The sequence below is a fragment of the Pseudonocardia halophobica genome (assembly GCF_050948485.1).
In the GTDB taxonomy this organism is placed as follows: domain Bacteria; phylum Actinomycetota; class Actinomycetes; order Mycobacteriales; family Pseudonocardiaceae; genus Pseudonocardia; species Pseudonocardia halophobica.
The window spans coordinates 3,405,651-3,431,020 of record NZ_CP192046.1 but is presented as its reverse complement, the minus strand read 5'-3'; the positions used below and the strand labels follow the sequence as shown (position 1 = coordinate 3,431,020).

At 75.1% G+C, this 25,370-nt stretch carries 26 protein-coding genes and 1 pseudogene; 11 read left to right on the top strand and 16 right to left on the bottom strand.

What is annotated here, in order from left to right; all coding sequences use genetic code 11:
* Positions 1-68: 68 nt before the first annotated feature.
* Positions 69-1,316, bottom strand: coding sequence for an MFS transporter (locus ACQP04_RS16570; protein WP_433507924.1), 1,248 nt, complete (start codon positions 1,314-1,316; stop codon positions 69-71).
* Entirely contained in the window at positions 1,313-1,801 is a 489-nt protein-coding gene (locus tag ACQP04_RS16565) for a MarR family winged helix-turn-helix transcriptional regulator (RefSeq protein ID WP_433507923.1), read from the bottom strand. Before ACQP04_RS16565 ends, ACQP04_RS16570 begins: the two co-directional genes overlap by 4 nt.
* 98 nt (positions 1,802-1,899) lie before the next feature.
* Between ACQP04_RS16565 and ACQP04_RS16560 the strand changes: the two genes are divergently transcribed.
* Together ACQP04_RS16560 and ACQP04_RS16555 are read left to right on the top strand one after the other, a co-directional pair.
* Positions 1,900-2,085, top strand: coding sequence for a hypothetical protein (locus ACQP04_RS16560; RefSeq protein WP_433507922.1), 186 nt, complete (start codon positions 1,900-1,902; stop codon positions 2,083-2,085).
* Positions 2,086-2,155: 70 nt separating this feature from the next.
* Complete coding sequence (locus ACQP04_RS16555) at positions 2,156-2,938, top strand: hypothetical protein (RefSeq protein ID WP_433507921.1); 783 nt, start codon at positions 2,156-2,158, stop codon at positions 2,936-2,938.
* 36 nt (positions 2,939-2,974) lie between these two features.
* Here the strand turns inward: ACQP04_RS16555 and ACQP04_RS16550 are convergent, their stop codons facing one another.
* Both ACQP04_RS16550 and ACQP04_RS16545 read right to left on the bottom strand, forming a co-directional pair.
* On the bottom strand, positions 2,975-3,379 hold the full coding sequence (locus ACQP04_RS16550; protein ID WP_433507920.1) for a VOC family protein: 405 nt from the start codon (positions 3,377-3,379) through the stop codon (positions 2,975-2,977).
* 85 nt (positions 3,380-3,464) lie between these two features.
* Positions 3,465-4,706, bottom strand: coding sequence for an MFS transporter (locus ACQP04_RS16545; protein ID WP_433507919.1), 1,242 nt, complete (start codon positions 4,704-4,706; stop codon positions 3,465-3,467).
* A 112-nt stretch (positions 4,707-4,818) separates the two neighbouring features.
* On the opposite strand from ACQP04_RS16545, the gene ACQP04_RS16540 reads away from it, so the two are divergent.
* A complete protein-coding gene (locus tag ACQP04_RS16540; protein WP_433507918.1) occupies positions 4,819-5,409 on the top strand; it encodes a TetR/AcrR family transcriptional regulator C-terminal ligand-binding domain-containing protein in 591 nt (196 codons plus the stop codon).
* A gap of 21 nt (positions 5,410-5,430) precedes the next feature.
* Here the strand turns inward: ACQP04_RS16540 and ACQP04_RS16535 are convergent, their stop codons facing one another.
* Positions 5,431-6,849 (bottom strand): chloride channel protein, encoded by a 1,419-nt coding sequence (locus tag ACQP04_RS16535; RefSeq protein WP_433507917.1) that lies wholly within the window; start codon positions 6,847-6,849, stop codon positions 5,431-5,433.
* A gap of 156 nt (positions 6,850-7,005) precedes the next feature.
* Between ACQP04_RS16535 and ACQP04_RS16530 the strand changes: the two genes are divergently transcribed.
* From ACQP04_RS16530 to ACQP04_RS16510, 5 genes are all read left to right on the top strand, one after another.
* The gene (locus tag ACQP04_RS16530; RefSeq protein ID WP_433507916.1) at positions 7,006-8,412 is read left to right on the top strand and encodes an FAD-binding oxidoreductase; all 1,407 of its coding nucleotides are present in this window, start codon (positions 7,006-7,008) and stop codon (positions 8,410-8,412) included.
* A 134-nt stretch (positions 8,413-8,546) separates the two neighbouring features.
* Positions 8,547-8,888, top strand: coding sequence for a hypothetical protein (locus tag ACQP04_RS16525; RefSeq protein ID WP_433507915.1), 342 nt, complete (start codon positions 8,547-8,549; stop codon positions 8,886-8,888).
* 87 nt (positions 8,889-8,975) lie between these two features.
* A complete protein-coding gene (locus ACQP04_RS16520) occupies positions 8,976-10,202 on the top strand; it encodes an MFS transporter (protein WP_433507914.1) in 1,227 nt (408 codons plus the stop codon).
* 150 nt (positions 10,203-10,352) lie between these two features.
* The gene (locus ACQP04_RS16515; RefSeq protein WP_433507913.1) at positions 10,353-10,871 is read left to right on the top strand and encodes a DUF6069 family protein; all 519 of its coding nucleotides are present in this window, start codon (positions 10,353-10,355) and stop codon (positions 10,869-10,871) included.
* A gap of 116 nt (positions 10,872-10,987) precedes the next feature.
* Positions 10,988-12,259: a geranylgeranyl reductase family protein gene (locus tag ACQP04_RS16510; RefSeq protein WP_433507912.1), complete on the top strand. Its 1,272-nt coding sequence runs from the start codon at positions 10,988-10,990 to the stop codon at positions 12,257-12,259.
* Positions 12,260-12,286: 27 nt separating this feature from the next.
* Here ACQP04_RS16510 and ACQP04_RS16505 read toward each other — a convergent pair whose 3' ends face one another.
* The 5 genes and pseudogenes from ACQP04_RS16505 to ACQP04_RS16485 all read right to left on the bottom strand — a co-directional run bounded on the left by ACQP04_RS16505 (position 12,287) and on the right by ACQP04_RS16485 (position 18,047).
* The gene (locus ACQP04_RS16505) at positions 12,287-13,027 is read right to left on the bottom strand and encodes a dienelactone hydrolase family protein (RefSeq protein ID WP_433507911.1); all 741 of its coding nucleotides are present in this window, start codon (positions 13,025-13,027) and stop codon (positions 12,287-12,289) included.
* A gap of 91 nt (positions 13,028-13,118) precedes the next feature.
* Positions 13,119-13,628, bottom strand: a complete 510-nt coding sequence (locus ACQP04_RS16500; RefSeq protein ID WP_433507910.1) for a MarR family winged helix-turn-helix transcriptional regulator — start codon at positions 13,626-13,628, stop codon at positions 13,119-13,121.
* A gap of 638 nt (positions 13,629-14,266) precedes the next feature.
* Positions 14,267-15,561 (bottom strand): annotated as a pseudogene (locus ACQP04_RS16495) (ammonium transporter); the annotation flags it as partial.
* Between the two features lie 317 nt (positions 15,562-15,878).
* Positions 15,879-16,739: an NAD(P)-dependent oxidoreductase gene (locus tag ACQP04_RS16490; protein WP_433507909.1), complete on the bottom strand. Its 861-nt coding sequence runs from the start codon at positions 16,737-16,739 to the stop codon at positions 15,879-15,881.
* 18 nt (positions 16,740-16,757) lie between these two features.
* The gene (locus ACQP04_RS16485; RefSeq protein ID WP_433507908.1) at positions 16,758-18,047 is read right to left on the bottom strand and encodes an alpha-amylase family protein; all 1,290 of its coding nucleotides are present in this window, start codon (positions 18,045-18,047) and stop codon (positions 16,758-16,760) included.
* Positions 18,048-18,115: 68 nt separating this feature from the next.
* Between ACQP04_RS16485 and ACQP04_RS16480 the strand changes: the two genes are divergently transcribed.
* A complete protein-coding gene (locus ACQP04_RS16480) occupies positions 18,116-18,493 on the top strand; it encodes a VOC family protein (protein ID WP_433507907.1) in 378 nt (125 codons plus the stop codon).
* Positions 18,494-18,500: 7 nt separating this feature from the next.
* Here the strand turns inward: ACQP04_RS16480 and ACQP04_RS16475 are convergent, their stop codons facing one another.
* The 4 genes from ACQP04_RS16475 to ACQP04_RS16460 are packed head-to-tail and all read right to left on the bottom strand — an operon-like array spanning position 18,501 to position 22,136.
* Positions 18,501-19,268 carry an enoyl-CoA hydratase gene (locus ACQP04_RS16475; RefSeq protein WP_433507906.1) on the bottom strand — a complete coding sequence of 256 codons (768 nt, stop codon included), beginning with the start codon at positions 19,266-19,268 and terminating at the stop codon, positions 18,501-18,503.
* Positions 19,265-20,290 (bottom strand): TIGR03617 family F420-dependent LLM class oxidoreductase, encoded by a 1,026-nt coding sequence (locus tag ACQP04_RS16470; protein ID WP_433507905.1) that lies wholly within the window; start codon positions 20,288-20,290, stop codon positions 19,265-19,267. Before ACQP04_RS16470 ends, ACQP04_RS16475 begins: the two co-directional genes overlap by 4 nt.
* Positions 20,291-20,306: 16 nt before the next feature.
* Complete coding sequence (locus ACQP04_RS16465) at positions 20,307-21,815, bottom strand: class I adenylate-forming enzyme family protein (protein ID WP_433507904.1); 1,509 nt, start codon at positions 21,813-21,815, stop codon at positions 20,307-20,309.
* Positions 21,816-21,824: 9 nt separating this feature from the next.
* On the bottom strand, positions 21,825-22,136 hold the full coding sequence (locus ACQP04_RS16460) for a hypothetical protein (protein WP_037051076.1): 312 nt from the start codon (positions 22,134-22,136) through the stop codon (positions 21,825-21,827).
* 200 nt (positions 22,137-22,336) lie between these two features.
* Between ACQP04_RS16460 and ACQP04_RS16455 the strand changes: the two genes are divergently transcribed.
* Both ACQP04_RS16455 and ACQP04_RS16450 read left to right on the top strand, forming a co-directional pair.
* Positions 22,337-23,668 (top strand): cation:proton antiporter domain-containing protein, encoded by a 1,332-nt coding sequence (locus ACQP04_RS16455; RefSeq protein ID WP_433507903.1) that lies wholly within the window; start codon positions 22,337-22,339, stop codon positions 23,666-23,668.
* A 257-nt stretch (positions 23,669-23,925) separates the two neighbouring features.
* Positions 23,926-24,414 (top strand): beta-class carbonic anhydrase, encoded by a 489-nt coding sequence (locus ACQP04_RS16450; RefSeq protein ID WP_433507902.1) that lies wholly within the window; start codon positions 23,926-23,928, stop codon positions 24,412-24,414.
* A 28-nt stretch (positions 24,415-24,442) separates the two neighbouring features.
* Here the strand turns inward: ACQP04_RS16450 and ACQP04_RS16445 are convergent, their stop codons facing one another.
* Together ACQP04_RS16445 and ACQP04_RS16440 are read right to left on the bottom strand one after the other, a co-directional pair.
* The gene (locus ACQP04_RS16445; protein WP_197040806.1) at positions 24,443-24,772 is read right to left on the bottom strand and encodes a DUF4235 domain-containing protein; all 330 of its coding nucleotides are present in this window, start codon (positions 24,770-24,772) and stop codon (positions 24,443-24,445) included.
* Between the two features lie 91 nt (positions 24,773-24,863).
* A complete protein-coding gene (locus ACQP04_RS16440) occupies positions 24,864-25,355 on the bottom strand; it encodes an SRPBCC family protein (protein WP_433507901.1) in 492 nt (163 codons plus the stop codon).
* Positions 25,356-25,370: the final 15 nt, after the last annotated feature.

Genomic DNA, 25,370 nt, shown 5'->3' with positions numbered 1-25,370 from the left:
CGGATCGCGCGCCGCTCTCGGCCTCCTTCGTCGACCGACCAGCGCGCGGTCCCCGGATCGCGCCGCCCTCAGCTCCGTCCGTCGATGGTCCAGCGGCGCAGTTCGCGTCCCACCGCCCCGATGAGCCCGACGCACAGGACGCACGCGGCGCCACCCGTCGCGGCGGCGAGCTCGGGGCCGACGTAGCCGGCGACGAGCCCGGCCCGCGCGTTGCCGATACCGGGCGCGCCCGCCCCGACGACGTACTCCGCGGCGCTGACCCGCCCGCGGTGCGAGTCCGGCGTCGCGAGCTGGACGACGGTGCCGCGGGAGATCACCGACACGGTGTCCGCCGCGCCCGCCACGGCCAGGCACACGAGGGCGGCCCAGAGTCCGTCGACCAGCCCGAACACGCCCAGCGCCACCCCCCACACCGCGGCGGCACAGATCATGACGAGCCCCGGCCGCCGCGCGCGGGTGGCGGGGCCCGAGGTCAGCGCGGCGACGATGCCGCCCGCTGCGATCGCGGACAGGAACAGCCCGAGGGTGCGCGGGTCGTCGGCGAAGCGCTCGGCGTTGAGCGCGGGGAAGAGCGCGACGGGCATCGCGAGCACCGTCTGCGCGAGGTCGATCCCCAGCGCCGCGCGCAGGACAGGGGTGCGCAGCAGGACCTGCCAGCCCTCCGCCGTGTCGCGCAGCCCGGCCGCAACCCCGCGGCCGGCGCGCTCCCGGTCGGGCCGCATCGCGGGCAGCCGGGCGACGCCATGGAGCGACAGGGCCGTGGCGGCGGCGTCGAGCGCGTAGGCCGCCGTGGTCCCCCACCCCGCGATGACGAGGCCCGCCAGGGCGGGGCCGACGAGCATCGCGCCCTGGAACGAGATGTGGTTCAGCGCGAGCCCAGGGGCGACCTGGTCGCGCGGGAGCAGCCGCGGCACGAAGGTCCGCCGGGCCGAGGAGCCGAGCGCGCTGCACCCCGTCTGCGCCGCGACCAGGGCCAGGACCAGCAGCCACGACCGCAGGCCCGCCGCGGCCTGGACCGCCAGCAGCACGGCGACGACGGCCGCCCCGGCGCTGGTGAACAGGACCAGGCGGCGCCGGTCCAGGGCGTCGGCCAGGGTGCCGCCGAGCGTGCCGAACACGGCGATCGGTACCCCCGTCGCAAGCCCGACGACGCCGACGAGCACCGGGCTCGCCGTCAGCTCCCAGACCTGGGCGAGAACGGCCACCACGGCGACCTGCCCGCTGAAGGCCGACGCCGTCGACCCGACCCAGAGCCGCCGGAACCCGGCGTGGCCGCGGAGGGGCCGGGTGTCGAGGACCCGGTCGAGCGCGGTCACGGGCGTTCCGACTCGGGCAGGTGTGCCCGGATGCGGTCGAGAAAGGGCCGCTCGCGCAGGGCGGCGGCGACGTCGTCGATCACGCGGGTCATCGGGTAGGGCAGGGCGGCGTCGAGCTCACCGAAGGCGGCCTCGGTGGCCCGCCACTCCGCCTCGAGGAAGGGCACGAGCGCGCAGCCCTTCTCGGTGAGCGCGACCTCGCGGGTGCGGGCGTCGGCGCCGGGCGCGGTCTCGACCAGCCCCTCCTTGCGCATCTCGGTGACGGTCTGGCTCATGGCCGAGTGCGTGACGTCGATCTGCGCGGCGAGCTCCTTGATCGGCATCGGACCGAGGTGGTGCAGGCGGATCAGCGCCATGCTGAACCGGGTGCGCACGCCCCGGACCCCGCGCTCGGCGTAGAGCTCGGCGATCGCGGCGTCCATCGTGTCGAGCAGGTCCTTGAGCGGCCGCAACCAGCTCTCGAGGGTGGGGTCCGACAATGTCACAGCGCTAATATAACAGGGCTGTCAGGAATCTGGGCGACCGTTCTGCCGCTCGGGGCGAACTCGGACGTGAGCGCGGCGTCGGGCGCACTGGGCTGGTCATGCTGCGCAAGGCCCACCATCGCCAGATCCACTCCACGGACTGGGTGGTCCGCCTGCGCGACGGCATCCCGGAGTTCCTCCCGCCCGCCTGGATCGACCCGGAGCAGACACCACGAAGCCGGCCACGAGACTGGGACCTCGACGCAGTCCGCGCCGGACCGGCCCGGATCGCCGAGTTCGCGTAGCGCAGCCGGTGAGCGCACGCTCCGCCGCACACCGCCTCGGGCACCATGAATCCGTGACCGAGGGAGCCGCGTGAACCGCACCGCGGCGACCCTGCTGTCGCTCCTGCTCGTCGGCGTGCTCGTGGTGGGCGGCGTGATCTGGTGGTCGAGCACGCGTCCGGAACCGGGATGCGTGGTGACGGCGGCGGGGCGGTCGGTGTCGCTGACCGTCCGGCAGGCGGGGTACGCCGCGACGATCGGCGGGGTCGGGTACGCGGAGGGCCTGCCGGACCACGCCGTGACGGTGGCGATCGCGACCGCGCTGCAGGAGTCCCGGCTGGACAACCTCCCGGGCGGCGACCGCGACTCGGCCGGGCTGTTCCAGCAACGACCGAGCCAGGGCTGGGGCACGTACGCGCAGGTCACCGACCCTGTGTACGCGGCCCAGGCGTTCTACCGGGCGTTGAGGAAGCTGCCGGACTGGCAGGACGTGTCCGTGACCGAGGCCGCCCAGCTCGTCCAGCGCTCGGCGGCGCCCGACGCCTACGCGCAGTGGGAGCCGCAGGCCCGGGCGATCGCCGTCGCGCTGACCGGGCAGGCGCCGGCGGCGCTGCGCTGCCAGGACCTGACGCCGCAGACCCCGCCCGACGACGTCGCCGCGGTCGCCGCGCAGGAGCTCGGCACCGCGCGGCTCAGCGGACCGCAGCCGGCGCAGCGCGGCTGGGCGATCGCGAGCTGGCTCGTGGCGCACGCCGCGCGGTTCGGCCTCTCCGAGGTGACCTACGACGGCCGCACGTGGTCGGCCGAGGAGGGCACATGGACCGCCGCCGGGCCCGCCGACGGCCGGCTGTCGATGGTCCGCGCCCAACCCTGACCGGTCGTGCGACCGGGAGCGAGCGGCGCCGGCCGGTCATCCCGCGGGTGGCGCGAAGAACTCCAGCGCGATGTTGTCCGGGTCGCGGAAGGAGACGCCGGAACCGTAGTGGGCGTCGACGATCCCGCCGTGCGCGACGCCGAGCTCGTCGAGCCGCGCCGCCCAGTGCTCCAGCTCGGCACGGTCGGCACAGGCGAAGGCGACGTGGTCGAGCCCGGTGCGCCGCTCGTCGAACGGCCCGTCCGGGCTGCCACCGGGGTGGGTGTGCAGCCCGAAGAGCTGCCCGTCCCCCACCACGAACACGGTGTGGTGGAAGCCGCCGATGTTCTCGTCCTCGTCGAGGACGGGATCGGAGCCGAAGAGGGCGGAGTACCAGCGGGTACTGCGCTCGAGATCGGTCACGGTGACGGCGGCGTGGGCGAGCGGCGGGAACGGGGCCATGACTGCCTCCCTCGATCGACGGTGATCCTCGCCGAGCATTCCAAGGCCCGCGCCGCTCGGCACCCTCTGATCGGAGGGGTCGTCGTCAGGGGTGGGCCGGGGCCGCGCGCCGGGCCGCGCGGGCGAATGCCAGCCGCAGGACCAGCGCGGTGGCCGTGAGCGCCACGATGACCAGCGCGTACACCTCGGCGGTGATCCGCAGACCGAACGCGGTGCCGGCGAACCCGGCGACCACGGCCGGGACGCTGAAGGCGACGTAGGAGATCACGAAGGCGACCGCGAACAGCGCCCCGCGCTCGTGCGGCGCGGCGATCCGGGCGAAGGTGCCGAACGTCGCCAGCGCCGCCGCCCCGAAACCGATGCCCGCGACGACGGTCCCGAGCGCCGCGACGGCGATCTGCCCGGTCATCACACCGAGCAGGGTGACGAGGGTGCCCAAGCCGAGCAGCGCGGCGGCGGGGGACAGCAGCCGGACGACCGGCCGGCTGCGCAGCAGGAACGCGGTGGCCGCGCCGGTGCCGCACAGCAGGGTGACGACGAACCCGCCCACGAGATGGTTGCGCAGGTCGAACAGCCCCGCCGTGACCGACGGCCCGAGCGAGAGGTAGAGCCCGCTGAGGGCCCAGCTGGCGATCATCACCGGCACCACCGGGACGACCTCGGCGCGCAGCCGGGCCGGAACGCCCACGTTGGGGCGCAGCGAGGCCAGCGCGCCAGGGCGGCGGGCGGACGTCTCGGGCATGAGCGCGACGGTCACCGCGGCCAGCCCCATGCCGGCCAGCAGCAGCGCGTAGACGAACCGGGTCGGCGCGGGCCCGAACTCGACGAGCGCCCCGCAGCCCAGCGCGCCCAGCGCGAGTCCGGTCGTCGGAGCCACGGAGTTGACCACGCCCGCACGGCCCGGGGCGCCCGGCGACTCCAGGTCGACCAGGGCGGCGCCCAGCGTCGTCATCGCGACACCGGTGGCCACGCCCTGCAGGAACCGCGCCACCGACAGCACGACCACGTCCCCGGCCAGCACGAACAGCACCAGCGCGACGATCTCCAGCAGGATCGCGCCGAAGAGGACCGGGCGGCGGCCGACGTGGTCGGACAGTGCGCCCACCACCAGCAACGAGGCCAGCAGGCCGACCACGTAGACGGCGAACACCACCGTGAGCACGGTCGGTGTGAAGCCCCACAGCTGCTGGTAGACGACGTAGAGCGGGGACGGCGCGCTCGACGCCGCCAGGAACAGCATGATCATCGCGGCCACCCCCGCGAAGTACGGCCCCCGCAACCGGATGCGCTCGGCCGTCGCCCCGGTCGGCTCTGTCGTGACCGTCATGCTCGCCTCGCAAGTTCGTGCAGCGATCTGTGCGTTAACACCGACGACGGTAGCACGAACGCACAGATCGATGCGTTAGCTTGTCGCAGCGATCAGTGCAATAATCGGCCGCATGGCTGCATCCACGCCGGTCACGCGCCCTCACACCCCGGGCGCGGCCACGGGCTCCCGCCCCGGCGGCCGCTCGGCCCGGGTGCGCGCGGCCGTGCACCGGGCCGTCGAGGAGCTGCTCGCCGAGGAGGTGGGCGACGGGCTGACGATCCCGGCCGTCGCCGCCCGCGCGGGCGTGCACGCGACCACCCTGTACCGCCGCTGGGGGTCGGTCGGCGAGCTGCTCGCCGACGTCGCGACCAGCCGGTTCTCCGGCGACGTCGTCGTGCCCGACACCGGGTCCCTGCCCGGGGACCTGCGGCGCTGGGCGGCGGACGTCGCGACCGACCTGGCCGACCCGGACGTCCTCGCCCTGATGCGCGCCACGCTGGGCGCCGGGGGCGAGCAGGGCGCCTGCGCCTGCCGGGGCGACCGCGAGGACCAGCTCGCGGCGATGATCGAGCGCGAGAAGGCGCGCGGCGGCACCGCGCCCACGGTGGAGCGCACGGCCGACGCACTGCTCGGCCCGCTGTACTACCGGGCGATCTTCACCGGCGAGCCCGGCTCACCGGACTGGGCCCGGGGGCTCGTCGACCTGCTCCTGCCGGGCTGAGCGGCGGCGCCGGGCCGGCGGTCACCGCGCAGGCCCCCGCCCGACGGGCGCGACGCGCTCGGCCAGCCGGGCCGAGTAGATCGAGTAGCCGTCGACCCACCGCGACACCGCCGTGGCGATCAGCGTGGCGACCATCATCGGCACCATCAGCCCGAAGCCGGTGTGGGTCAGCTCCAGCACGAGCGCGAGCCCGGCCAGCGGCGCCTGCATCCCGGCCCCGATCATGGCGGCCGCGCCGATCATCGCGAAGGCGCCGACGGGCGTGCCGGGCCACACCAGCGACCACGCCCCGCCCAGGCAGGCCCCCAGCGCGGCGCCGGTGGCGAGGATCGGCGTGAACAGCCCGCCGGACGCGCCGCTGCCCAGGCACAGCACCGTGACCAGCGGCTTCAGCACGAACAGCGCGGCGAACAGCCACAGCGGGCCGACCCCGGCGAAGGCGTCGGCGGCGATGTCCTGCCCGTTGCCGTAGAGCTGCGGGAAGACGAGCCCGAGCGCGGCGAGCACCGCGAACGCCGCCAGGGGCGCCACCAGCATGGCCCGGCCCCGCGGCACCCGGTGCGACGCCCACGCGATGAGCCGCACGAAGGCCACCGCGACCAGGCCCGTCACCACCCCGCCGGGCACCGACCACACCAGCGCCGACGCGGAGAACGCGAAGTCCGGCAGGTCGGCGTAGACCGGGTGGGAGGGCAGGCCGATCCACGCGGTCAGCGTCGCGACCGCGGAGCAGGCCAGCGCGGGCAGCATGACGGGCAGCCGCACCGCCCCGATCAGCACCTCCGCGGTGAACAGCGCCCCGCCGAGCGGGACGTTGTACACGCAGGCCAGCCCCGCGCCCGCCCCGCAGGCCACGAGCAGGCGGCGCTGCGGCGTCGTCAGGCCGGCCCAGCCCGCGAGCACGCTCCCGCACACCCCGCCCATCAGCTTCGGCGCGGCCTCCCGGCCCAGCGACGCCCCGAGCCCGACCACGGTCACGGAGAGCACGGAGGTCCCGCCGCTGCGCCGGAAGCCGAGCCGGCCGTCGCCGGTCCAGATGGCGTCGTCGACGTCCGAGCGGCCGGGGACGTACCGGCGCAGCAGGAACCAGCCGATCCCGCCGATCACCCCGGCGACGAGCAACGGGAGCACCCGCCCGAGCCAGGAGGCCCGCTCCACCGCACCCTGGAAGTCCACGTCGGCCCCGGGCCCGAACGCCAGCCGGGCGACCACCCCGAGGAGCAGCATCAGCACGATCCCGAACAGGCCCGCCCCGACGCCGGTCAGCACGACCATCAGCCAGAACCGGGTGGTGAGCGGGACGTCGCCGTCGCCGGTGACGTTGGGCTGGTCCATCGCCCCGCGGCCGGACGCGATCCGCCTGCGCAACAACGGCTGCGGCTGCCGGAGCCGCTCGCTGGGCCGCTCCTCGTCGCGACGGCCGGACCTGCGGGAACCCACGGCGGCATCCTGCCCGGACGGGCAGCCGCACCGCGAGACGGGGTGCTGGCCACACCCCGCGGAGGCCCGGTGGCGCGGTCGTGGCCGGCCCCCGCCGGACGGGAGTCTTCGATCACCGACGCCGCTCCCCGCGGCCCGACAGACCGGGAGACCCCGATGACCCTCTCGACCCCGCCGACCTCCTCGCTCGACGAGCTCCGCCCCGGCGACCTCCTCGCGCTCACCGCCGCCGTCGCCGGCCCCGTCCTGCAGCCCGGCGACCCCGGGTTCGCCGAGGAGGCCGCGGGCTTCAACGTCGCCTACCCGCCGGCCGCCGCCGTGGTCGTGGGCGCGACGAGCACGGACGACGTCGCCGTGGCCGTCCGGTATGCCGCCGCCACCGGCCGGAAGGTCGCGGTGCAGGCCACCGGGCACGGGCTCACCGGCGAGCTGTACGGCACGGTCCTGGTCACCACGAGGCGGATGGACGCGGTGCGGATCGACACCCTGCACCGCCGCGCCGTCGTCGCGGCCGGGGCGCGCTGGCGGGCGGTGATCGACGCCGCCGCGCCGCACGGCCTCGCCCCGCTGAGCGGTTCGTCGTCGCAGGTCGGGGTGGTCGGCTACACGACCGGTGGCGGTCTCGGACCGCTGGCCCGCCGCTACGGCTTCGCGGCCGACCACGTCCGGCGGTTCACCATCGTCACCGCCGACGGGGCGGTGCGCGAGGTCTCGGAGCACAGCCAGGGTCCCGACGCCGACCTCTTCTGGGCCGTCCGGGGAGGCAAAGGCAACTTCGGGATCGTCACCGAGATGGAGTTCGACCTCGTCCCGGTGGCCCGGTTCTTCGGTGGCGCGGTGTTCTTCGGCGCGGACGACGCGGCCGCCGTCCTGCACGCCTGGCGCGAGTGGGCGCCCGCCCTGCCCGAGGACGCCGGCACGTCCGTCGCGATGCTGCGCCTCCCGCCGGACCCGGCGCTGCCGGAGCCGCTGCGCGGCCGGTTCGCCGTCGCCGTCCGGTTCACGCACCTCGGATCGGCCGAGGAGGGCGCCGCGCTGCTCGCCCCGATGCGGGCCGTCGCCGCGCCGGTGCTCGACACGATCGCGGACCTGCCGTACGCCGCGATCGACGCGGTGCACATGGACCCGGTCGACCCGATGCCGATGTGGGACCGCGGCACCGCGGTCGCCGAGCTGCCTGCAGAGGCCGTCGACGCGCTCCTCGCCGTCGCCGGCCCGCAGGTCGAGGCACCGCTGGCGATGGTGGAGCTGCGGCTGCTGGGCGGAGCGGTCGCCCGCCGGGCCGAGGTGCCGAACGCGGTCGCCGGCCGCGACGCCGCGTTCTCCGTCTTCACCGTGGGCGTGCTCGCCGGGCCGCCCGTCGAGGTGGTCGTGGCGGCGACCGCGGCCGTGGTCGACAGCGTCGGGCCCTGGGCCTGCGGCGCGCTCGTCAACCTCCTCGGCCAGGCCGGTCCCGCCCGGGTCGGCGCGCTGTGGAGCAACGCCGACCGTGCCCGGCTGCTCGGTACCGCCCGCCGGTTCGACCCCGCCGGGACCTTCGCCACGAACGTCGTGATCGGCTGATCCACACCGTCGTCCGCCGGGGCCGGGGCCCGTGCCCCGGCGCCGCGGGCGCTGTGTGCACACGAACGCCGTGGACGGCGGACGAGCTGCGGCGAGACGTGAATCGATCGCGGGGGAAGTGGGTACAGTGGCGCATGGCCACTCCGAGCGACGAACGCGCCGCCGGTCACCGGACCCACGGCGGCGACCCCGATTCCGCCTCCCCGCCCGACCCGCGCCCCGCCTCCATCAAGGGCCGCCCGGTCCTCGGTTTCGGCGGCCCGAACTCCGGCTCCGGCTCCCACGACGGGCAGAGCGCGCTCAAGCTGCACCGCGGCATCTCGGTGCTCGCGTTCCTGCTCTGCGTTCTGGTCACGGTGGTGTTCCTGATGGACGGCGCGCTGGTCCCGGCGATCGTCTTCGCCGTGGTGGCCCTGGCCTGCGTCGGGATCTTCGCCTGGACCACCACCCAGCTCCGCGGCGCCCGGCACCGCTGAGCCCGCGGCCGGCACCCTGAACCGTCACCCAGGGTCGCGTGATCGGTACTCTCCGTCGACGGATCGTCGACGCCCCGGGGAGGACCGATGCGGGTCGCCCGCCACCGCGTTCCCGCGTGGACCGGCCCGCGCGCCGCGATCGCGCTGGTCCAGGTCCTGGGGCTCGCGGTGTGGTTCTCGGCCTCGGCGGTGGTGCCGCGGTTGCGGTCCGAGTGGGGCATCGGCGACGCCACGGTCGTCTGGCTCACGGTCTCGGTCCAACTCGGGTTCGTCGCGGGCGCGGTCACCTCGGCGGTGCTCACGCTGCCGGACCGGGTGCGCCCGCACCGGCTGCTGGCCTGGTCCGCGCTCGGCGCCGCCGTGTGCACGCTCGTGCTGGCCACGGTCGTCGACTCCCCCGCCCCGGCCCTCGCCCTCCGCGCGCTGACCGGCGTCTTCCTCGCCGGGGTCTACCCGGTCGGCATGAAGCTCACGACGTCCTGGTCCGGGCCGGGGAGCCGCTACCGCGACCTCGGTGTGCTGGTCGGGGCCCTGACGCTCGGCTCGGCCCTCCCCCACCTGCTCGGCGGCCTCGCCGGACCGGCCCTGCCCTGGCGCGCCGTCCTGCTCGGCGCCGCGGCGGCGGGCCTGCTGGCCGCGCTGCTCGCCGTCATGCTCGTCCGGTCCGGCCCGGGGCACGCGCCCGCGCCGCCGCCCGACAGCCGGTACGCCGTGCGGATGCTCCGCGAACGCGGGCCGCGGCTCGTGGTGTGCGGCTACCTCGGGCACATGTGGGAGCTCTACGCCTTCTGGACCTGGCTGCCGGCCTACCTCGCCGCCGCCACGGCCGCGACCGCCGAGCCGGGCGGGCTGCCGATCGAGCTCGTCGTGTTCGCGACCTCCGGCCTCGCGGGCGCCGTGGGCTGCGCGGTGGCGGGCCGGGTGGCGGACCGGGTGGGCCCGGCGCCGGTCGCGATCACCGCGCTGGCCGTCAGCGGCACGTGCTGCCTGCTCTCGCCGGTGATGATCGGGGCCGGCACGCCGGGGCTGGTCGTGTTCTGCGCAGTCTGGGGCGCGTCGGTGGTCGCGGACTCCGGCGTGTTCACCGGCGCGCTGAGCGAGGTCGCCGACCGCCGGTACGTCGGCACCGCGCTCACCACGCAGACCGCGCTGGGCTTCCTGCTCACCGCGGTGAGCATCCAGGTGGTCCCGCTCGTCGCCGCCGCCGGCGGGTGGCCGGCCGCGCTGCTCGTCCTGCTCCCGGGCCCGGTGCTCGGGGTGCTGGCCATGCGGTCCCTGCTCCCCTCCGCCCCGGCGGTGCCGGCCCGGGCCTGACCGGCCGGCCGGCCCCGTCGTCCCCCGATCGCCCGACACCGGGATCGACCCGCGGGCCGTCCGGTCGCCCGACGGTGCCGCCCGCGCCGCGGCGCGACCCTTCTCCCGTGCCGCGGGAACCACCCGCGCAAGGCCGGAAGAAGGCTCGCCATGACCGCCCCCTACGGATTCGCCGTCACCCCGGAGACCGTCGACCCCACCCGCCGCATCCCGTCCCCGCGCCCGACCCGCCCCGCGGCCGACGCGGGCCGGCTGTGGTCGGGCGGGCTCGCCACGGCGGTCGTCGCGGCGCTGGCCGGGCTGGTCGGCGCGCTGGTCGTGCGGGTCGTCGCGGGCTTCGTCCCGGGGGCGCACGCCCTCGTCACCGGCACCTTCGGCACCGCCGGGATCGTCCTGCTCTGCACCCTCGCCGCGACGGCCGCCCTGGCCGCCACCGGCATCGCCCACCTGCTGCTGCTCTCGACCCCGCGGCCGCTGGAGTACCTGGGCTGGATCGTCGGGCTGGGCACCGCGGTCGCCGTCGTCCTGCCCTTCGTCGCCACGGCGTCCCTCGGCGCGGCACTCGCCCTCGCCGCGGTGCACCTGGTGATCGGACTCGCCGTCGCCACCCTCACCGGCAGTGCGGCTGCCGCCTCGATGCGGGTCGCCGCCCGGGCCCGGGAGGTCTGAGCGCGCGAGTCGGGGCGACGCCCGGGCCGAAGGGGTGCCCGGGCGTCGCCGCCTGCGTGCTGTGACCCCGCCCGCCCTGCTCCTCGGTACCGATCTCCGCTTGTCACACTGGTGGCATGGCGCCTGATCCCAGCCCCGTCCCCGGGTCCACCGACCTGCTCGTCGTCGGGGCCGGGCCGGCGGGGTCCGCGGCCGCCGCGTGGGCCGCCCGGCAGGGTCTGGACGTCGTCCTGGCCGACGCCGCGGTCTTCCCCCGGGACAAGACCTGCGGCGACGGGCTCACCCCGCGCGCGATCGCGGAGCTGGACCGGCTGGGGCTGGGCGAGTGGGTGCGCGGGCACGGCGCGAACCGGGGCCTGCGGGCGGCGGGCTTCGGGCAGGAGCTGCTGCTGGAGTGGCCGTGCGGGTCGCTGCCGTCCGAGGGCAGCGCGGTGGCCCGGACCGAGCTCGACGCGCGCATCCGCGAGGTCGCCCTCGAGGCCGGGGCCGTGCCGGTGCAGGGCGCGAAGGCCGTCGGCGTGGAACGCGACGGCGAGCGGGTCTCCGGCGTCACGTTCGCGCTGGCCGAGGGCGGGAGCGCCACGATCCGCTGCGAGCGGCTGGTCGTGGCCGACGGCGCCCGCTCGACGCTCGGCCGGGTGCTCGGCCGGGAGTGGCACAAGGACACCGCCTACGGCGTCGCGGCCCGCGGCTACATCCGCTCCGGCCGGCACGACGACCCCTGGATCTCCTCGCACCTGGAGCTGCGCGGCACCGAGAACGAGGTGCTCGCCGGGTACGGCTGGGTGTTCCCGCTGCACACCGGTGAGGTCAACATCGGCGTCGGCACGCTCGCCACCGACAAGCGCCCGGCGGGCGTCCAGCTCAAGTCGCTGATCGAGCACTACGCGAGCCTGCGCCGCGAGGACTGGCAGCTCGACGGGCCGGTCCGGCTCGTCCGCTCCGCGCTGCTGCCGATGGGCGGGGCGGTCTCCGGGGTCGCCGGGCCGAACTGGGCGCTGGTCGGCGACGCCGCGGGCTGCGTCAACCCGCTCAACGGCGAGGGCATCGACTACGGCCTGGAGACCGGCCGGCTGGTCGCGCAGCTGACGGCCACCGAGAAGGACCTCGACCGGGCCTGGCCCGCCGCCCTGCGCGGGCACTACGGCCAGGCCTTCTCCATCGCCCGCCGGCTCGCCGGCCTGCTCACGATCCCGCGGCTGCTCCCGCTCGCCGGCCCCGTCGGCATGCGCTCGACCCCGCTGATGCGGGTCGCGCTGCGGGTCATGGGCAACCTGGTGACCGAGGAGGACACGGACCTGGTGGCCCGCGCCTGGCGGGCCGCCGGCCGGCTGTCCCTGCGGTTCGACGAGCGCCGGCCCTTCCCGGCGGCCGACCTGCCGAGCTGACCGGGAGCGGCGGTCAGCGCAGCGGCGTCAGGGCAGCGCGGCCGCGTAGAGGTCGGCGAGGGCGGCCCAGTGCCGCTTCTCGGCGTCGGCGTCGTGCGTGGGGTTGTCCGGGACCGCGAAGCCGTGCCCGGCCGGGTAGGTCTCGAGGGTGTGCCGCACGTCGGCGGCGGTGAGGGCCTCGTCGAGCAGCGCGAACTGGTCCGGCCCGAACGACGCGTCGTCCTGCGCCCTGGCGACGTAGACCGTGGCCCGGACGTCGGCGGCACGGTGGTGCGGGCTGTCCGGGTCGTCGGGCACCGCCAGCCGGCCGCCGTGGAACGACGCCGCGGCCGCGACCCTGCCGCCCAGCGCACCTGCCGCGATCAGCGAGGCCCGGCCGCCCATGCAGTAGCCCGTGGTGCCGACGGCGTCGCCGCGGACCTCGGGCCGGGCGAGCAGGGCGTCGACGTACGCGGCGGCGTCGGCGCCGATCGCCTGCGCAGTCAGCGGCCGGGCCAGCTCCCTCATCCGCGCCAGCTCGGCCGGGTCGCTGAACAGCGTCGCGACGTCGAAGGGCTCGAACCCGCCCGCGCGGTAGTAGACGTCCGGCAGCAGCACCGCGTAGCCGAGATCGGCGAGGTGGTCGGCCATCCCCAGGAAGATCTCCCGCACCCCGCCCGCGTCCGGGTACATCAGCACGCCGCGCCAGGGCCCCTCCCCCTCCGGGGTGTGCAGCGTGGCGGCGCACTCGCCGTCGGGGGCCGGGAGGGTCAGCGCGGTCCGGGGCATGTGGCCTCCGTCGATCGGCGGTCGGGAGCGGGTGGGGCCGAGCGTAGGACGCGGACCGGGGTGGGGCGATCAGCTACGGGTGAACGGCCGGTCAGGACTCCCCCCGGGCCTCCGGGGAGAGCAGGTAGGCCGTGAGGGCGGTCGCGAGCTCGCCGAGGACCCGGTCGACGACGGCGAGCTCGTCCGCGCTCAGCGCATCGACCACACCGGACGCCCGGTGGCCGAGGGTGTCGAGCAGCTCGGCGGCGACGGCGCGGCCGGCCTCGCGGCAGCCCAGCCGGATCCGGCGGCGGTCGGCGCGGTCCGGGTCGCGGCGGACGTGTCCGGACCGGACGAGCCGGTCGACGATCCCGGTGATCGCACCGGTGGTCAGCCGCAGCGTCTGGGCGAGCTCCCCGGGCGTCGCGGGGACGCCGCCGGACTCGGCGGCCGCGATCATCACGAGCGCGTGGACCTCGGTGGATCGCATCCGCTGCCGGCGCGCGATCACCTCGACCACGCGCTCGACCCCCGCGCCCAGCAGGTGCACCCGGGTCCCGAGCGCCGCGACCCCGTCCGCGCGCACCGGCAGCACGGTCGCGTGGTCGTGAGCGTGCACCATCCGGGCGGCGCGGTCCTCGTGATCGGTACCCGCATGGGCGCGGTCGGCACAGGACGTGTCACTCAACGTCGCCCGCCGTCCACCCGCGACTCGGCGCCGTGTCGCATTCCCCGTCCTCCTCGCTCCACCCCTCGGACCTGTTAGGGCATCCTCACACACCTTTCGGGTAGGGGCGCGTCGGTCGTGCGCGGCAATCCGCCACGCAACCGTTTCGCGACGATACGGAGTGCCGTGATCACCACTGGTGAGGCAGGTCGTGCGCTCAACGCAGCCGTTCGCGCACGGTCCGCTCAGCCGCTGCGGGAAGCACAGCGTCGACCCGCCCGACGTTTTCCACTGTGTACCTGGACGAGTACCACCCAGCCGCGCACGAATGCGCCCGGCAATTCCGCGCTCCTACCGAATAGCACCGACCGAACTCCTTCGACCGACGTGACAGTGGTCACGCTACGCGCCCGAGGCCGCAGGATCCGTCCTCAGCCCTGTTCGCGGCGGGGCGCGGGGACGCCCCGGGAAGCGGGGCCGAGGTCGCGGGAGTGGCGGGGATCGGCGCCCCGGTTCCGGTGCGGGTCGAGGAGGATCGGCGGGGCCTGGACCGGGATGCGGCCCGGGTCGGTGGCGTGCCGCGGCACGGCCAGCGGCCCGGGCGGGACGCGACCGTCCGCGCCGCCCTCGGGGCCGATGCCGCTGCGCGTGGAGGTCACCTCGTAGCCCGTCTCGGCGTGCTCGTGCAGGTCCAGCCCGCCCGCCTCGGCCTCCGCCGACGCCCGGAACCCGATGGTGAAGCGGATCAGGTAGCCGAGCAGGAGGGTGCCGACGAACGAGTAGCCCGCGACCACCCCGGCTGCGACCGCCTGCCGTCCGAGCTGGGTGAACCCGCCGCCGTGGACCAGGCCGTCGGCTGGCAGGGCGGCGTTGACGGCAGTGGTGCCGAACACGCCGACGAGCAGGGTGCCGACGAGCCCGCCGACCAGGTGGATCGCGACGACGTCGAGCGAGTCGTCGAGCCGCAGCCGCCACTTGAGCGCGCAGGCCAGCGGGCAGATCACGCCGGCCACCATGCCGATCGCGATCGCGCCCCGGAGATCCACGAACCCGCAGGCGGGCGTGATCGCGACGAGCCCGGCGACGGCCCCGGACGCCGCGCCGAGCGTGGTCGGGCGCCCGGTCCGCAGCTGCTCGACGAGCAGCCAGGCCAGCACGGCCGCGCAGGTCGCGAGGGTGGTGTTGGCGAAGGCCATGGCCGCGAGGCCGTCGGCGGACAGCGCCGATCCCGCGTTGAACCCGTACCAGCCGAACCACAGCAGCGCCGCACCCAGCACCGTGAAGGGCAGGTTGTGCGGCCGGGCGACGACGTGCGGCCAGCCCTTGCGCCGGCCCAGCACGACGGCCAGCGCGAGCGCCGCGGCCCCGGCGTTCATGTGCACGACGGTGCCGCCCGCGAAGTCGACGGCCTGCAGCCGGTTCGCGATCCACCCGCCGACCGCGTCGGGGGCGAGGAAGCCGTCGAAGGCGAAGACCCAGTGCCCGACCGGGGCGTAGACGAGCACGCTCCACAGCGCCACGAACACGACCCACGGCCAGAACCGGGTCCGCTCCGCGACCGCGCCGGAGATCAGCGCGGGCGTGATCACCGCGAACATCAGCTGGAACATCGCGAACGCCAGCACCGGCACCGCGTGCTCGCCCGGCCAGGGCACGCCGTCACCGGCGAACCCGGCGAGCTGCGTGACCGACCAGTGGTCACCGGCCGTGCCGATCGAGCCGATCAGACCGGAGCCCCCGTCGTCGCCGAAGGTCAGGTCGAAGCCGACGACGGCCCACACCAGGCCGACCACCACGAGGCAGACGACGTTGCCATCAGCATGTTCAGGACGCTCTTCGCCCGCACCATTCCGGCGTAGAAGAATGCGAGCCCCGGGGTCATCAGCATGACCAGGGCGGCGCTCGCCAGCACCCAGGCGGTGTCGCCGGTGTTCGCGCTCACGCGGGAGCGCAGGCTCGGGGAACCGGCCCCGGTGCACCGGCGATCATGCTGCCCACCACCGCCTTCTCCGTGCCGTGCCGTCCACACCGGTGCTCCGACGCGCGGCCAGCCTAGGCCGGGCGCCCTCCGGTGCCGGACGGCCGCAGGGATGTTAACGAACCGGTAACCCCTTTCGCGAATGGTCCGCAGCACGATTCCGGACACATTTCCACCGTCCGTGCACGCGTGATCACGACGGGCGATTCCCGACGGTTCCCCGCGGCTCACTCCTCCCGGAAGCCGTGCAGCACCGCCGCCATGTCCTCGTCGGCGTGCCCGCGGGCCGCAGCGGCGGCGAAGCGGTCGTGCATGGCGTTCATGAGCCCGTCGGAGACACCGTGGGAGGCGAGCGCCTCGGCGATCAGGCCGGAGTCCTTGACCGCACCGTCGAGCGCGAAGGCGGGCGGGAACTCGCCCGCGATCATCGCCTTGCCCTTGAGCTGCGCGTACCCGCAGTCGAGCGGCCCGCCGGCGATCGAGTCGAGCCACTGCTGCGGGTCGATCCCCAGCGCCTGCGCCAGCGCGACGGCCTGCCCGGTCGCGGTCACGATCGACAGCACCCACGAGTTCGCGACGAGCTTGAGCCGGTGCCCGTCCCCCGGACGGTCGCCGACCCAGACCGTGCGCGAGCCGATGGCGTCGAACACCGGGGCGACGGCGTCGCGCACCTCCGCCGGCCCGCCCGCGAGGACCACCAGCTGCCCGGCCTCGGCGGGCTGGCGGGTGCCGAGCACGGGCGCGTCGACGAACGCGACGCCGTGCTCGCCGGCCAGCGCGGCCAGCCGGTCGGTGCCCTCGAGCCCGACCGTCGCGGTCTGGACCCAGGTCACGCCCGGCTCGGCCGCGGGGAGCGCCCGCTCCATGACCTCGGCGACCGAGTCGGCGTCGAACAGCATCGTGACGATCACGTCCGCGCCGGACACCGCCCCGGCGGGGTCCTCCGCGACCCGGGCCCCCACGTCGGCGAGCGGGCGCGCCTTGTCCCGCGTGCGGTTCCACACGGTGGTGTCCAGGCCGGCCTTCGCCAGGTTGGTGGCCATCCCGGCGCCCATGATCCCGGTCCCGAGCACGGTCACTGCGGTCATCGTTCCTCCCGGAGAGCTCTAGGGGGCGAGCACGCGCCACGAGTGCGGCGGGAGCAGGAGTGCCTCGTCGGGCGTGCCGCCCTGCGCGTCCTCCAGCGTCTGCCCTCCGAGCTCGTCGGGGAAACGCCGGGGCTCGTCGTCGACGGACAGCAGGGTGACGAGCTCACCGCCGGAACCGCTGCAGCGGAAGGCCATCGTCGTGTTGGTGAGGTGCTCGACGGTCGTGCGGGCGCGGACCAGCCACGGGTGCCGGCGGCGCATCCCGATCAGCCGCTGGTGCAGCTCCTGCACGGGGGCGCCGAACGGGGCGAGTTCGGCAGGGGTGTCCGGGAAGGGCGGGCGCACGGCGTCGTCGCCGAACTCGCGCTCCTCCTTGACGCCGGTGAAGGCCTGCTCGTCGCCCGCGTAGACGCTCGGCACGCCCCCGACGGTCATCAGGACCGCCACCGCGTGCCCGATGTGGTCGGTGCGGTCCAGCCGGCTCGCCAGCCGCGTGACGTCGTGGTTCCCGACGAAGGTCAGCGGCGCGAACGACTCCACCATCGCCGAGTGCCGCTCCAGGGCGTGGGCGAGCTCCCAGAGGTTGCGGTCGTTGAGCGCACTCCAGATCGCCTTCCACAGCTCGTACTGGGTGACCGAGTCCATCCCGGACTCGGCGACGACCGCGGCGTAGTCGCCGTGGATCACCTCGCCGGCGAACCAGGCGTCGGGGAACTCCGCGCGCACGCCGGGCAGCACGGCCCGCCAGAACGACGTCGGCACCTGGTAGGCGGCGTCGAGCCGCCAGCCGTCGGCGCCGCGACCCAGCCAGTGCCGCATGACGGCGGCGACGTGCTCCTGCACGGCGGGCTCGTGGTGGTCCAGAGCCACCAGCCGGCCGTGCCCCTCGAACGTGGCGGGCCCGTCGCCGTCCCAGCGGAACCAGCGCCGCGCGTCGGCGTCGCCCTCCTCGGCGGCCCGGAACTGCGCGAACGAGCGGCCGACGTGGTTGAACACGCCGTCGAGCAGCAGCCGCACGCCGCGGGAGCGCGCCGCCTCGACGAGGGCGTCGAAGTCGGCGTCGTCGCCGAGGCGGGCATCGATCCGGAAGTGGTCGACGGTGTCGTACCCGTGGGTCTCCGACGCGAGGACGGGCCCGAGGGCCAGCCCGGAGCACCCCAGCTCGAGGAGGTGGTCGAGCCAGGGCTCGAACCGGCCGAGCCGGTGCGCGACGGGGCTGCCGGGCGGGAGCGCGTCGCGCTCGGCGCCGACGAAGCCGAGGGGGTAGGCGTGCCACCAGATCGCGTGGTCGATCCACCGGTCGTGCATGCCGCCACCCTCCCCCACGGCGGCGGAACTCGCTGGGCCGGACGCCGGCGCCGATCTACGGTCGGCGCATGACCGGCATCGCGACCTTCTCCGTGGCCGCCCTCGACACCCGGGACCCGCTGGGCCTCGCCCGCTTCTACTCCGCGCTCACCGGCTGGCCGATCCGCCCCGGCGACGAGGCACCCGGCACCGAGTGGGTGGAGCTCGTCGCCGGCGGCGGGGCCACGCTCGCCTTCCAGCTCGCGCCCGGGCACACACCCCCGGACTGGCCGGGCGACTCCCACCCGCAGCAGGCCCACCTCGACTTCGACGTCCCGGACCTCGACGAGGGCGAGACCCGGGTCCTCGCGATCGGCGCGCGCAAGCACGAGGTGCAGCCCGGGACGGACTTCCGGGTCTACCTCGACCCGGCCGGACACCCGTTCTGCCTGGTCCTGGAGCACTGACGGGGGTTCACCGCGCGAGCTGCGCGCGGTTGCGGGCCGTCACCGCCCGCCGTCGCTCCTCCAGCGCGGCCAGGTCGGTCGAACCGGCCTCGGCAATGGCCCGCTCGGTCTCCAGGGCCGCCTGCACCGGCGCCCCCGAGCCCTCGACGTACATCTGCTTGACCGCCTGCAGCACGTCCGCGGGCGGTTCGGTGGCGGCGGTCGCGAGCTCGACGGCCCGGTCGAGCAGCCGCTCGTGCGGTACGACCTCGGTGACCAGCCCGATCCGCAGCGCCAGCGCGGCGTCGACGACCTCGCCGCAGAAGGACATCCGCCGCGCCCACGCCATCCCGACGACGCTCGGGAGCCGGGCCGTCATCCCGCCCCCGGGCCGGACGCCGACCCGGGCGTGGGTGTCGGCGAAGACGGCCCGCTCGGAGGCGACGAGGAAGTCGCAGCCCAGCGCCAGCTCGAGGCCGCCGGTGAAGCAGGCGCCGTTGACGGCGCCGATGATCGGCTTCCGCATCCGGCCGGTCTGCGCGATCACCGGCTCGTCCCGGTGCCGGCGGAAGTAGGCCTCGCCCTCGGCCGCGGCCTGCTTGAGGTCGACGCCGGCACAGAAGGCCGGGTCGGCCCCGGTCAGGACCACGGCGAGCACGCCGTCGTCGGAGTCCGCCTCGACCAGCGCGCGGTACAGCTGCGAGATCACCTCGCCGCCGAAGGCGTTGCGGGCCTCCGGCCGGTCGATCGTGACGATGCGGACCGCGCCGCGGTCCTCGGTCCGGACGACGCTCATGCCTGTCCCTCCTCGGCCGCACCCTTGCGCACGTCGGCGGCGATCCCCGTGACGAGCGCGGCGTCGGCGTCCCAGGGCGTGTAGAGCGAGCAGCGGGAGAAGAGGTCGCCGTAGCGGCGGAGCAGCTCGGGGGCGATCTCCTCCGGCTCGCCCACCACCGCGACCGCGTTCAGCACGTCGTCGTCGATCAAGGTTCCCATCCGTTCCCACTCCCCCTGCTTCGACAACCCGTGCAGTTCCTCGCCGAGCGCACCCCAACCGTGCAGGTCCAGGACCCCGCGGTAGGCGGGCGTGGAGCCGTAGAAGGCGATCTGCGCGCGCACGCCCGCCACCGCCCGCGCCAGCTCCTCCTCGGTCCGCCCGGTCGCGATCATCGGCAGCCCGACGAGCTGGAAGTCGCCGAGCTCGCCCCCGCGACCCTGCCGCAGCGCGGGCACGGTGACCTCGCGCAGGTAGCGCTCGGTGGTGAACCCGTGGCAGAGGAAACCGTCGCCCACCTCGGCCGCGGTCCGCGTCATCGCCTCCCCGACGCCGGCGAGCAGCACCTTCGGCGCGCCGAACCCGTGCGGCTCCGGCACGAACATCGGCGTCATCAGGGTGTGCGAGTAGAACTCGCCCCGGAAGTCCAGCCGGGTGCCGTCCGCCCAGCACTCCCAGATCGCCCGCAGGGCCAGCACGAACTCGCGCATCCGCGCGGCCGGCTGCGACCAGGGCATCGAGAACCGCCGGGTGATGTGCGCCCTGACCTGCGTGCCCAGCCCGAGCAGCAGCCGCCCGCCGCTGAGGACCTGCAGGTCGTTGGCGGTGGCGGCGAGGCTCATCGGGTTGCGGGCGAACGCGAGCGCGATGGACGTGCCGAGCTCGGTCCGCTCGGTGACGGTCGCGGCGAGCGTCAGCGCGACGAACGGGTCGTGCTTCACCTCGGCCGCCCACAGGCCGTCGTACCCCGCCTCCTCGGCGTGGCGGGCGGCCTCGCGCGGGTCGGCAGGCCCGGCGAGGGGCAGGCTGGTGTCGATCTTCACCGCGACCTCCCGGCGCTCAACGGATCTGCTCCGCCGGCGCGAGGCCGGCGACGACGTCCCTGCGGAGCAGTTTGCCGGTCGGGGTGCGGGGGATCTCGGGCCAGGCGGTGATGCGGTCGGGGGTCTTCGAGCTGCGCAGGGTGGCCCGGACGGTCTCGCGCAGCCCGTCGAGGGCGGTGTCGTCGAGGTCGGTGCCCGGGCGGGCGACGACCACGGCCTCGATCCGCTGCCCCCACTCCTCGTCCGGCACCCCCACGACCACGGCGTCGGCGACGTCGGGGTGGGCCAGCAGCACGTCCTCGATCTCGGCCGGGGCGATGTTCTCCGCCCCGCGGATGATCGTGTCGTCGACCCGGCCCTCCACGAACAGGTACCCCTCGGCGTCGAGCCGGCCCTGGTCACGGGTGTCGAACCAGCCCGCGCCGTCGAGCGAGGAACCGCGCCCGGCGTACTCGGTGGACACCTGCTCCCCGCGCACCCAGATCCGCCCCGCCGTGCCGGCCGGCACCGGCGTGCCGTCGCCGTCGCGGACCTCGATCTCGATCCCGGGCACCGCCCGGCCGGCCGAGGACAACCGGGCCCGCACCGCCTCGTCCGACGACGACAGCGCGGCCCGGTGCTCGTCCGGGCCGAGCACGGTGATCGTCGAGGAGGTCTCGGTGAGCCCGTAGGCGTTGACGAACCCCACGTGCGGCCACTCGGCCAGGGCCTGCTCGACGATCCGGCGCGGCATCGCCGCCCCGCCGTAGGCCAGCGACCGCAGCGACGGCACCGCCCGGTCCAGGCCCGGCTCGTCCATGATCCGGGCGAGCATCGTGGGCACGACCATGGCGTTGGTGACCTCCTCGGACCGCACGAGGTCGACCCAGCCGGCCGGGGTGAACGCCTCCAGCACCAGCACCCGACGGCCGGCGTAGAGGTTCGTGAGCGCGTTCGACACCGCCGCGATGTGGTACGGCGGCACGCTCATCACCGCCGCCTCGGTCTCCTCGGCGGCCGCGAACTCCACGGTGCCGAGCACGTAGGACACCAGGTTGGCGTGCCGCAGCACCACGCCCTTCGGCGCCGAGGTGGTGCCCGAGGTGTAGATGACCACCGCGGCCGAGTCCGGGTCGACGAACCCCTCCTCCGCCGGAGCCGCCGCTGCGGCGTCCCGCAGGAACTCGGCCGGGGTGCGGAACCCCAGCCCGGCCCGCTCGACCGCGGCGGCCTGCGCGGCGTCGGCGACCACCAGCGCCTTGGGGTGCTGCGCGACCAGGTGGTCGAGCTGCGCGGCGCCCAGGCGGTAGTTCACCGGCACCAGCGGCACCCCGACCCGGGCCGCGGTGAACAGCGCGACCGGGAACGCCGGGCCGTTGACCGCCAGGTAGAGGACAGCGTCCGCGCCGGCCCCGGCCACGAGGGTCGCGCCGCCCGCGGCGAGCTCCCGGACCCGGGCGGCCGTCAGCCCCTCCGCCCGGGTGCCGACCACGACGCGGTCGCCGAAGCCCTCGGCGGCCATGTCCAGCAGCACCGACAGGTTCACCGCGCCGCCTCAGTCCGACGCCGGCAGCGGCTTGGCGTCCTTGAGCGGCAGCGGCGCACCACCCGCCGCGAGCGTGCCCGCGCCGGCCTTGGTGCAGAGCAGCTCGATGCCGAGGTCGGGGTCGGCGTAGCGCTTGCCCATCTGGGTGCCCGCCTGCTGGTCAGGGTCGGCCGGGTGCGTCGTGCCCGCCTCGGGGCCCTTCGCGTCCACCATCGGCGCGCCCCCGCAGGTCACCTCCACGTCCGTGTCCCCCCACCGCACCACGACCACGGTCGTGGCGTCGGTCGTGCTGGCCAGGGTCGTGCCGATGCGCGGCTTCATCGCGGCGCCCTCCGTGTCGACGAGCGGGCCGCCCCGGCGGGCGGCCCCGAATGAGAGTGTGACGTCAGCGTCACAATGCCACCCGGACGGGCCGCACGGAAGACCGGCCGGAGATCACCCGTCACGCCGGGCCGTGGAGCCACGAACAGCCGGGTGCCACACTCCCGGCGAACGCCGGTGGGCCGACGCCTGGGGGACCGATGCTCGCGCTCGTCGTCATCATGCTGATCCTGCTCGCCTGGGCGCTCGTCGCCGGCAGGCTCGCGCGGTTCAGCGTCACGATGCCGTTCGCGATGCTCGCGGCGGGCGTCGCGCTCACGGCGGGGCCGAACCCCGTGTTCATCTTCGACATCGAGATCGAGTCGGCGGAGCACGTCGTCGAGGGCATCCTGGCGATCCTGCTGTTCACCGACGCCACCGAGATCCCCGGCGGCATCCTGGGCCGACAGCCGCGACTCACCCTGCGGCTCCTCCTGATCGCCCTGCCCCTCTCGCTCGTGGTGGCGTGGTTCGGGGGCGCGGTCCTCTTCGCAGGCGCCGGCGGGTGGCTCCTCCTCGTGCTCGCCACCGTCGTGATGCCGGTCGACCTCGCGCCCGCCATCGCCGTCGTCCGGGACCGGCGGATCCCGAAGCGGCTGCGGCAGGTGATCAACGCCGAGAGCGGCCTCAACGACGGCCTCATCGCGCCGGTCTTCCTGTTCGCCCTCGCCGGGGCCACCGCCGTCGGCGGCGAGGGGCTGGCCGACGCCGCGGTGCACGCCCTCCCGTCACTGGCCATGGCCATCCTCGCGGGTGCGGTCGTCGGTGCCGCGGCCGCGCGGGTGCTGCACCGGGCGCTCGACGCCGGCTGGACCCAGTCGTCGGCGCTGCGGATCGGGGTGCTCGCCCTGCCGCTGCTCGCCTACGGCGCCGCAGCCCTCGTCGAGGGGAACGGCTTCGTCGCGGCCTTCGTCGCCGGCGTGTTCTTCGAGCCGGCGGCCCGCCGGCTGCCGGCCGGCACCCTGCACCTCGTCGAGGACGTCGGCACGCTCCTCTCGCTGGCGCTGTGGTTCATCTTCGGCGCGATCGTCAACCAGACCCTCGCCGGCGGGGCCATCACCTGGCAGGTCGTGCTGTACGCGCTGCTGGCGCTGACCGTGGCCCGGATGCTGCCCGTCGTCCTGGCCCTGATCCGCACGGACGTCTCCGCGAAGGACCGGCTCGTCCTCGGCTGGGCGGGACCACGAGGCATCGCGACCCTGGTCTTCGGCATGCTCGCGTTCATCGACCTGGCCGGGCCGCAGAAGGACTTCGTGCTCGCCGTCACCGTGGTCACCGTCGTCGCCAGCATCGTGATCCACGGGTTGTCGACGGGGCTGGTGGCCCGGCACTACGGCCGGACCGCGGTCGCCGAGACCGGCGCCGACAGCACCGACAGCGGCGCCGACGTCCCCGAGTCCACGTCACCCGGCGGGCCCGGCCCGGCCGTCGCCCCGGCCGACCGGAGGGGCGCCCGGGTCCGGTGGTGGCGGCGGCGCGACACGGCCCCCTGACCGGCCCGAACGGGTGGGATGCAGCGGGTTGCCGGGGCTCCCCCGGTGCGGTTGACTCATCGCGTGATGCGCATGCGGCTCGAGTTCTTCTGGCCGAGCCGCCGCGTGTGCCAGTTCGACGAGTTCTGTCCCCGGGCCGCGTAGGCGCCCCTGCCCGGTCCGGGCAGTGCGGGCCGCCGCGCGGCCGTCTCGTGTCCCGGTCGCGGATACGAGCTCCGCGACCCCGCCGACAGCACCGCCGAACCCTGGAGACCCCCATGTCCGTGACGGACGACCTGCTCGCCAACAACGCCCGCTACGCCGAGACCTTCTCGGGCCCGCTCCCCCTGCCGCCCGCCAAGAAGGTCGCCGTCGTGGCCTGCATGGACGCCCGCCTGGACGTCTACCGCATCCTCGGCCTCAACGAGGGCGAGGCGCACGTCATCCGCAACGCCGGCGGCGTCGTGACGGACGACGAGATCCGCTCCCTGGCCATCAGTCAGCGCCTGCTCGGCACCGAGGAGATCATCCTCATCCACCACACCGACTGCGGGATGCTGACCTTCACCGACGACGACTTCACGAAGGCGCTCCAGGACGACACCGGCATCACGCCGCAGTGGTCCGCCGAGGCCTTCCCCGACCTGGACGACGACGTGCGCCGGTCCGTCGCGCGGATCCGGGCCAACCCGTTCGTCCCGCGCAAGGACTCGGTGCGCGGGTTCGTCTTCGACGTCTCCACGGGCAAGCTCAACGAGGTCGTCTGACCCCGGCCCCGGCGTCGTGCCGGTCGGGTCAGCGCGTCGCCGGTCGCGGCTTGTCGACGAACCGGTGGTAGGCCTTCATGCCGTACCGGTCTACCGCCGTCTTGATCAAGCCGAAGATCGCGCCCTGCAGCGTCGCGGCGATCAGGACCTCCTTGGTCCCGTAGTCGCGCGACAGCGGCTGCGGGGTCTCCGGCTCGTTCGAGACCCGCTTCCACACCAGGGCGAACACCTGCCCGGCGATCAGCCCGCCGATCATGCCGGACACCAGACCGACCGGCTTGTACGCGAGCTTCAGGGCGCCCGGCAGGTCGTCGCCGAGCTCGGCGGGCTTGCGGTCGGACTTCTTCGTGCCGCTCATGCCGGGCACGTACCCCGCGTCGCCGCCGGTCACACGCCGAGAACGCGGACGGCCCGTCCACACGGGACGGGCCGTCGAACTCGTGCGTGCGTCAGGCCGGCGGAGGCGGGGTCTCCCCCTGCTGCGGCGTGCGGTTCACGTCGCCGCGCCAGGCACCCTCCTCGGCACCGCGCGACTCGATGAACTCCTTGAAGCGGCTCAGGTCGCCCTTCGCCTGCTTGCCGACGATGCCGAGCGCGTCACCGGCCTTCTCGACCACACCCTCGGGCTCGAAGTCGAGCTGCAGGGTGACGCGCGTGTGGGTCTCGTCGATGCGATGGAAGGTCACGGCGCCGGCCTGCTGCGGGCCGGTCACCGACTTCCACGCCACGCGCTCGTCGGGGTGCTGCTCGGTGACCTCCGCGTCGAACTCGCGCTGGACCCCGGCGATCTTCGTGACCCAGTGCGTCCGCGTGTCGTCGAGCTGCTCGATGCGCTCCACACCGCCCATGAAGCGGGGGAACGACTCGAACTGCGTCCACTGGTTGTACGCGGTGCTGACCGGGACCTCGACGTCGATGCTCTCCAGAACGTTGGTGGACATGCGGGGCGGATACCT

What these genes read in the sequence shown, in the direction of transcription:
- ACQP04_RS16560 (WP_433507922.1), top strand. Translation starts at nt 1,900, where the DNA reads ATGCTGCGCAAGGCCCACCATCGCCAGATCCACTCCACGGACTGGGTG.
- ACQP04_RS16550 (WP_433507920.1), bottom strand. Translation starts at nt 3,379, where the DNA reads ATGGCCCCGTTCCCGCCGCTCGCCCACGCCGCCGTCACCGTGACCGAT.
- ACQP04_RS16545 (WP_433507919.1), bottom strand. Translation starts at nt 4,706, where the DNA reads ATGACGGTCACGACAGAGCCGACCGGGGCGACGGCCGAGCGCATCCGG.
- ACQP04_RS16540 (WP_433507918.1), top strand. Translation starts at nt 4,819, where the DNA reads ATGGCTGCATCCACGCCGGTCACGCGCCCTCACACCCCGGGCGCGGCC.
- ACQP04_RS16530 (WP_433507916.1), top strand. Translation starts at nt 7,006, where the DNA reads ATGACCCTCTCGACCCCGCCGACCTCCTCGCTCGACGAGCTCCGCCCC.
- ACQP04_RS16525 (WP_433507915.1), top strand. Translation starts at nt 8,547, where the DNA reads ATGGCCACTCCGAGCGACGAACGCGCCGCCGGTCACCGGACCCACGGC.
- ACQP04_RS16520 (WP_433507914.1), top strand. Translation starts at nt 8,976, where the DNA reads ATGCGGGTCGCCCGCCACCGCGTTCCCGCGTGGACCGGCCCGCGCGCC.
- ACQP04_RS16515 (WP_433507913.1), top strand. Translation starts at nt 10,353, where the DNA reads ATGACCGCCCCCTACGGATTCGCCGTCACCCCGGAGACCGTCGACCCC.
- ACQP04_RS16510 (WP_433507912.1), top strand. Translation starts at nt 10,988, where the DNA reads ATGGCGCCTGATCCCAGCCCCGTCCCCGGGTCCACCGACCTGCTCGTC.
- ACQP04_RS16505 (WP_433507911.1), bottom strand. Translation starts at nt 13,027, where the DNA reads ATGCCCCGGACCGCGCTGACCCTCCCGGCCCCCGACGGCGAGTGCGCC.
- ACQP04_RS16500 (WP_433507910.1), bottom strand. Translation starts at nt 13,628, where the DNA reads ATGGTGCACGCTCACGACCACGCGACCGTGCTGCCGGTGCGCGCGGAC.
- ACQP04_RS16490 (WP_433507909.1), bottom strand. Translation starts at nt 16,739, where the DNA reads ATGACCGCAGTGACCGTGCTCGGGACCGGGATCATGGGCGCCGGGATG.
- ACQP04_RS16485 (WP_433507908.1), bottom strand. Translation starts at nt 18,047, where the DNA reads ATGCACGACCGGTGGATCGACCACGCGATCTGGTGGCACGCCTACCCC.
- ACQP04_RS16480 (WP_433507907.1), top strand. Translation starts at nt 18,116, where the DNA reads ATGACCGGCATCGCGACCTTCTCCGTGGCCGCCCTCGACACCCGGGAC.
- ACQP04_RS16475 (WP_433507906.1), bottom strand. Translation starts at nt 19,268, where the DNA reads ATGAGCGTCGTCCGGACCGAGGACCGCGGCGCGGTCCGCATCGTCACG.
- ACQP04_RS16460 (WP_037051076.1), bottom strand. Translation starts at nt 22,136, where the DNA reads ATGAAGCCGCGCATCGGCACGACCCTGGCCAGCACGACCGACGCCACG.
- ACQP04_RS16455 (WP_433507903.1), top strand. Translation starts at nt 22,337, where the DNA reads ATGCTCGCGCTCGTCGTCATCATGCTGATCCTGCTCGCCTGGGCGCTC.
- ACQP04_RS16450 (WP_433507902.1), top strand. Translation starts at nt 23,926, where the DNA reads ATGTCCGTGACGGACGACCTGCTCGCCAACAACGCCCGCTACGCCGAG.
- ACQP04_RS16445 (WP_197040806.1), bottom strand. Translation starts at nt 24,772, where the DNA reads ATGAGCGGCACGAAGAAGTCCGACCGCAAGCCCGCCGAGCTCGGCGAC.
- ACQP04_RS16440 (WP_433507901.1), bottom strand. Translation starts at nt 25,355, where the DNA reads ATGTCCACCAACGTTCTGGAGAGCATCGACGTCGAGGTCCCGGTCAGC.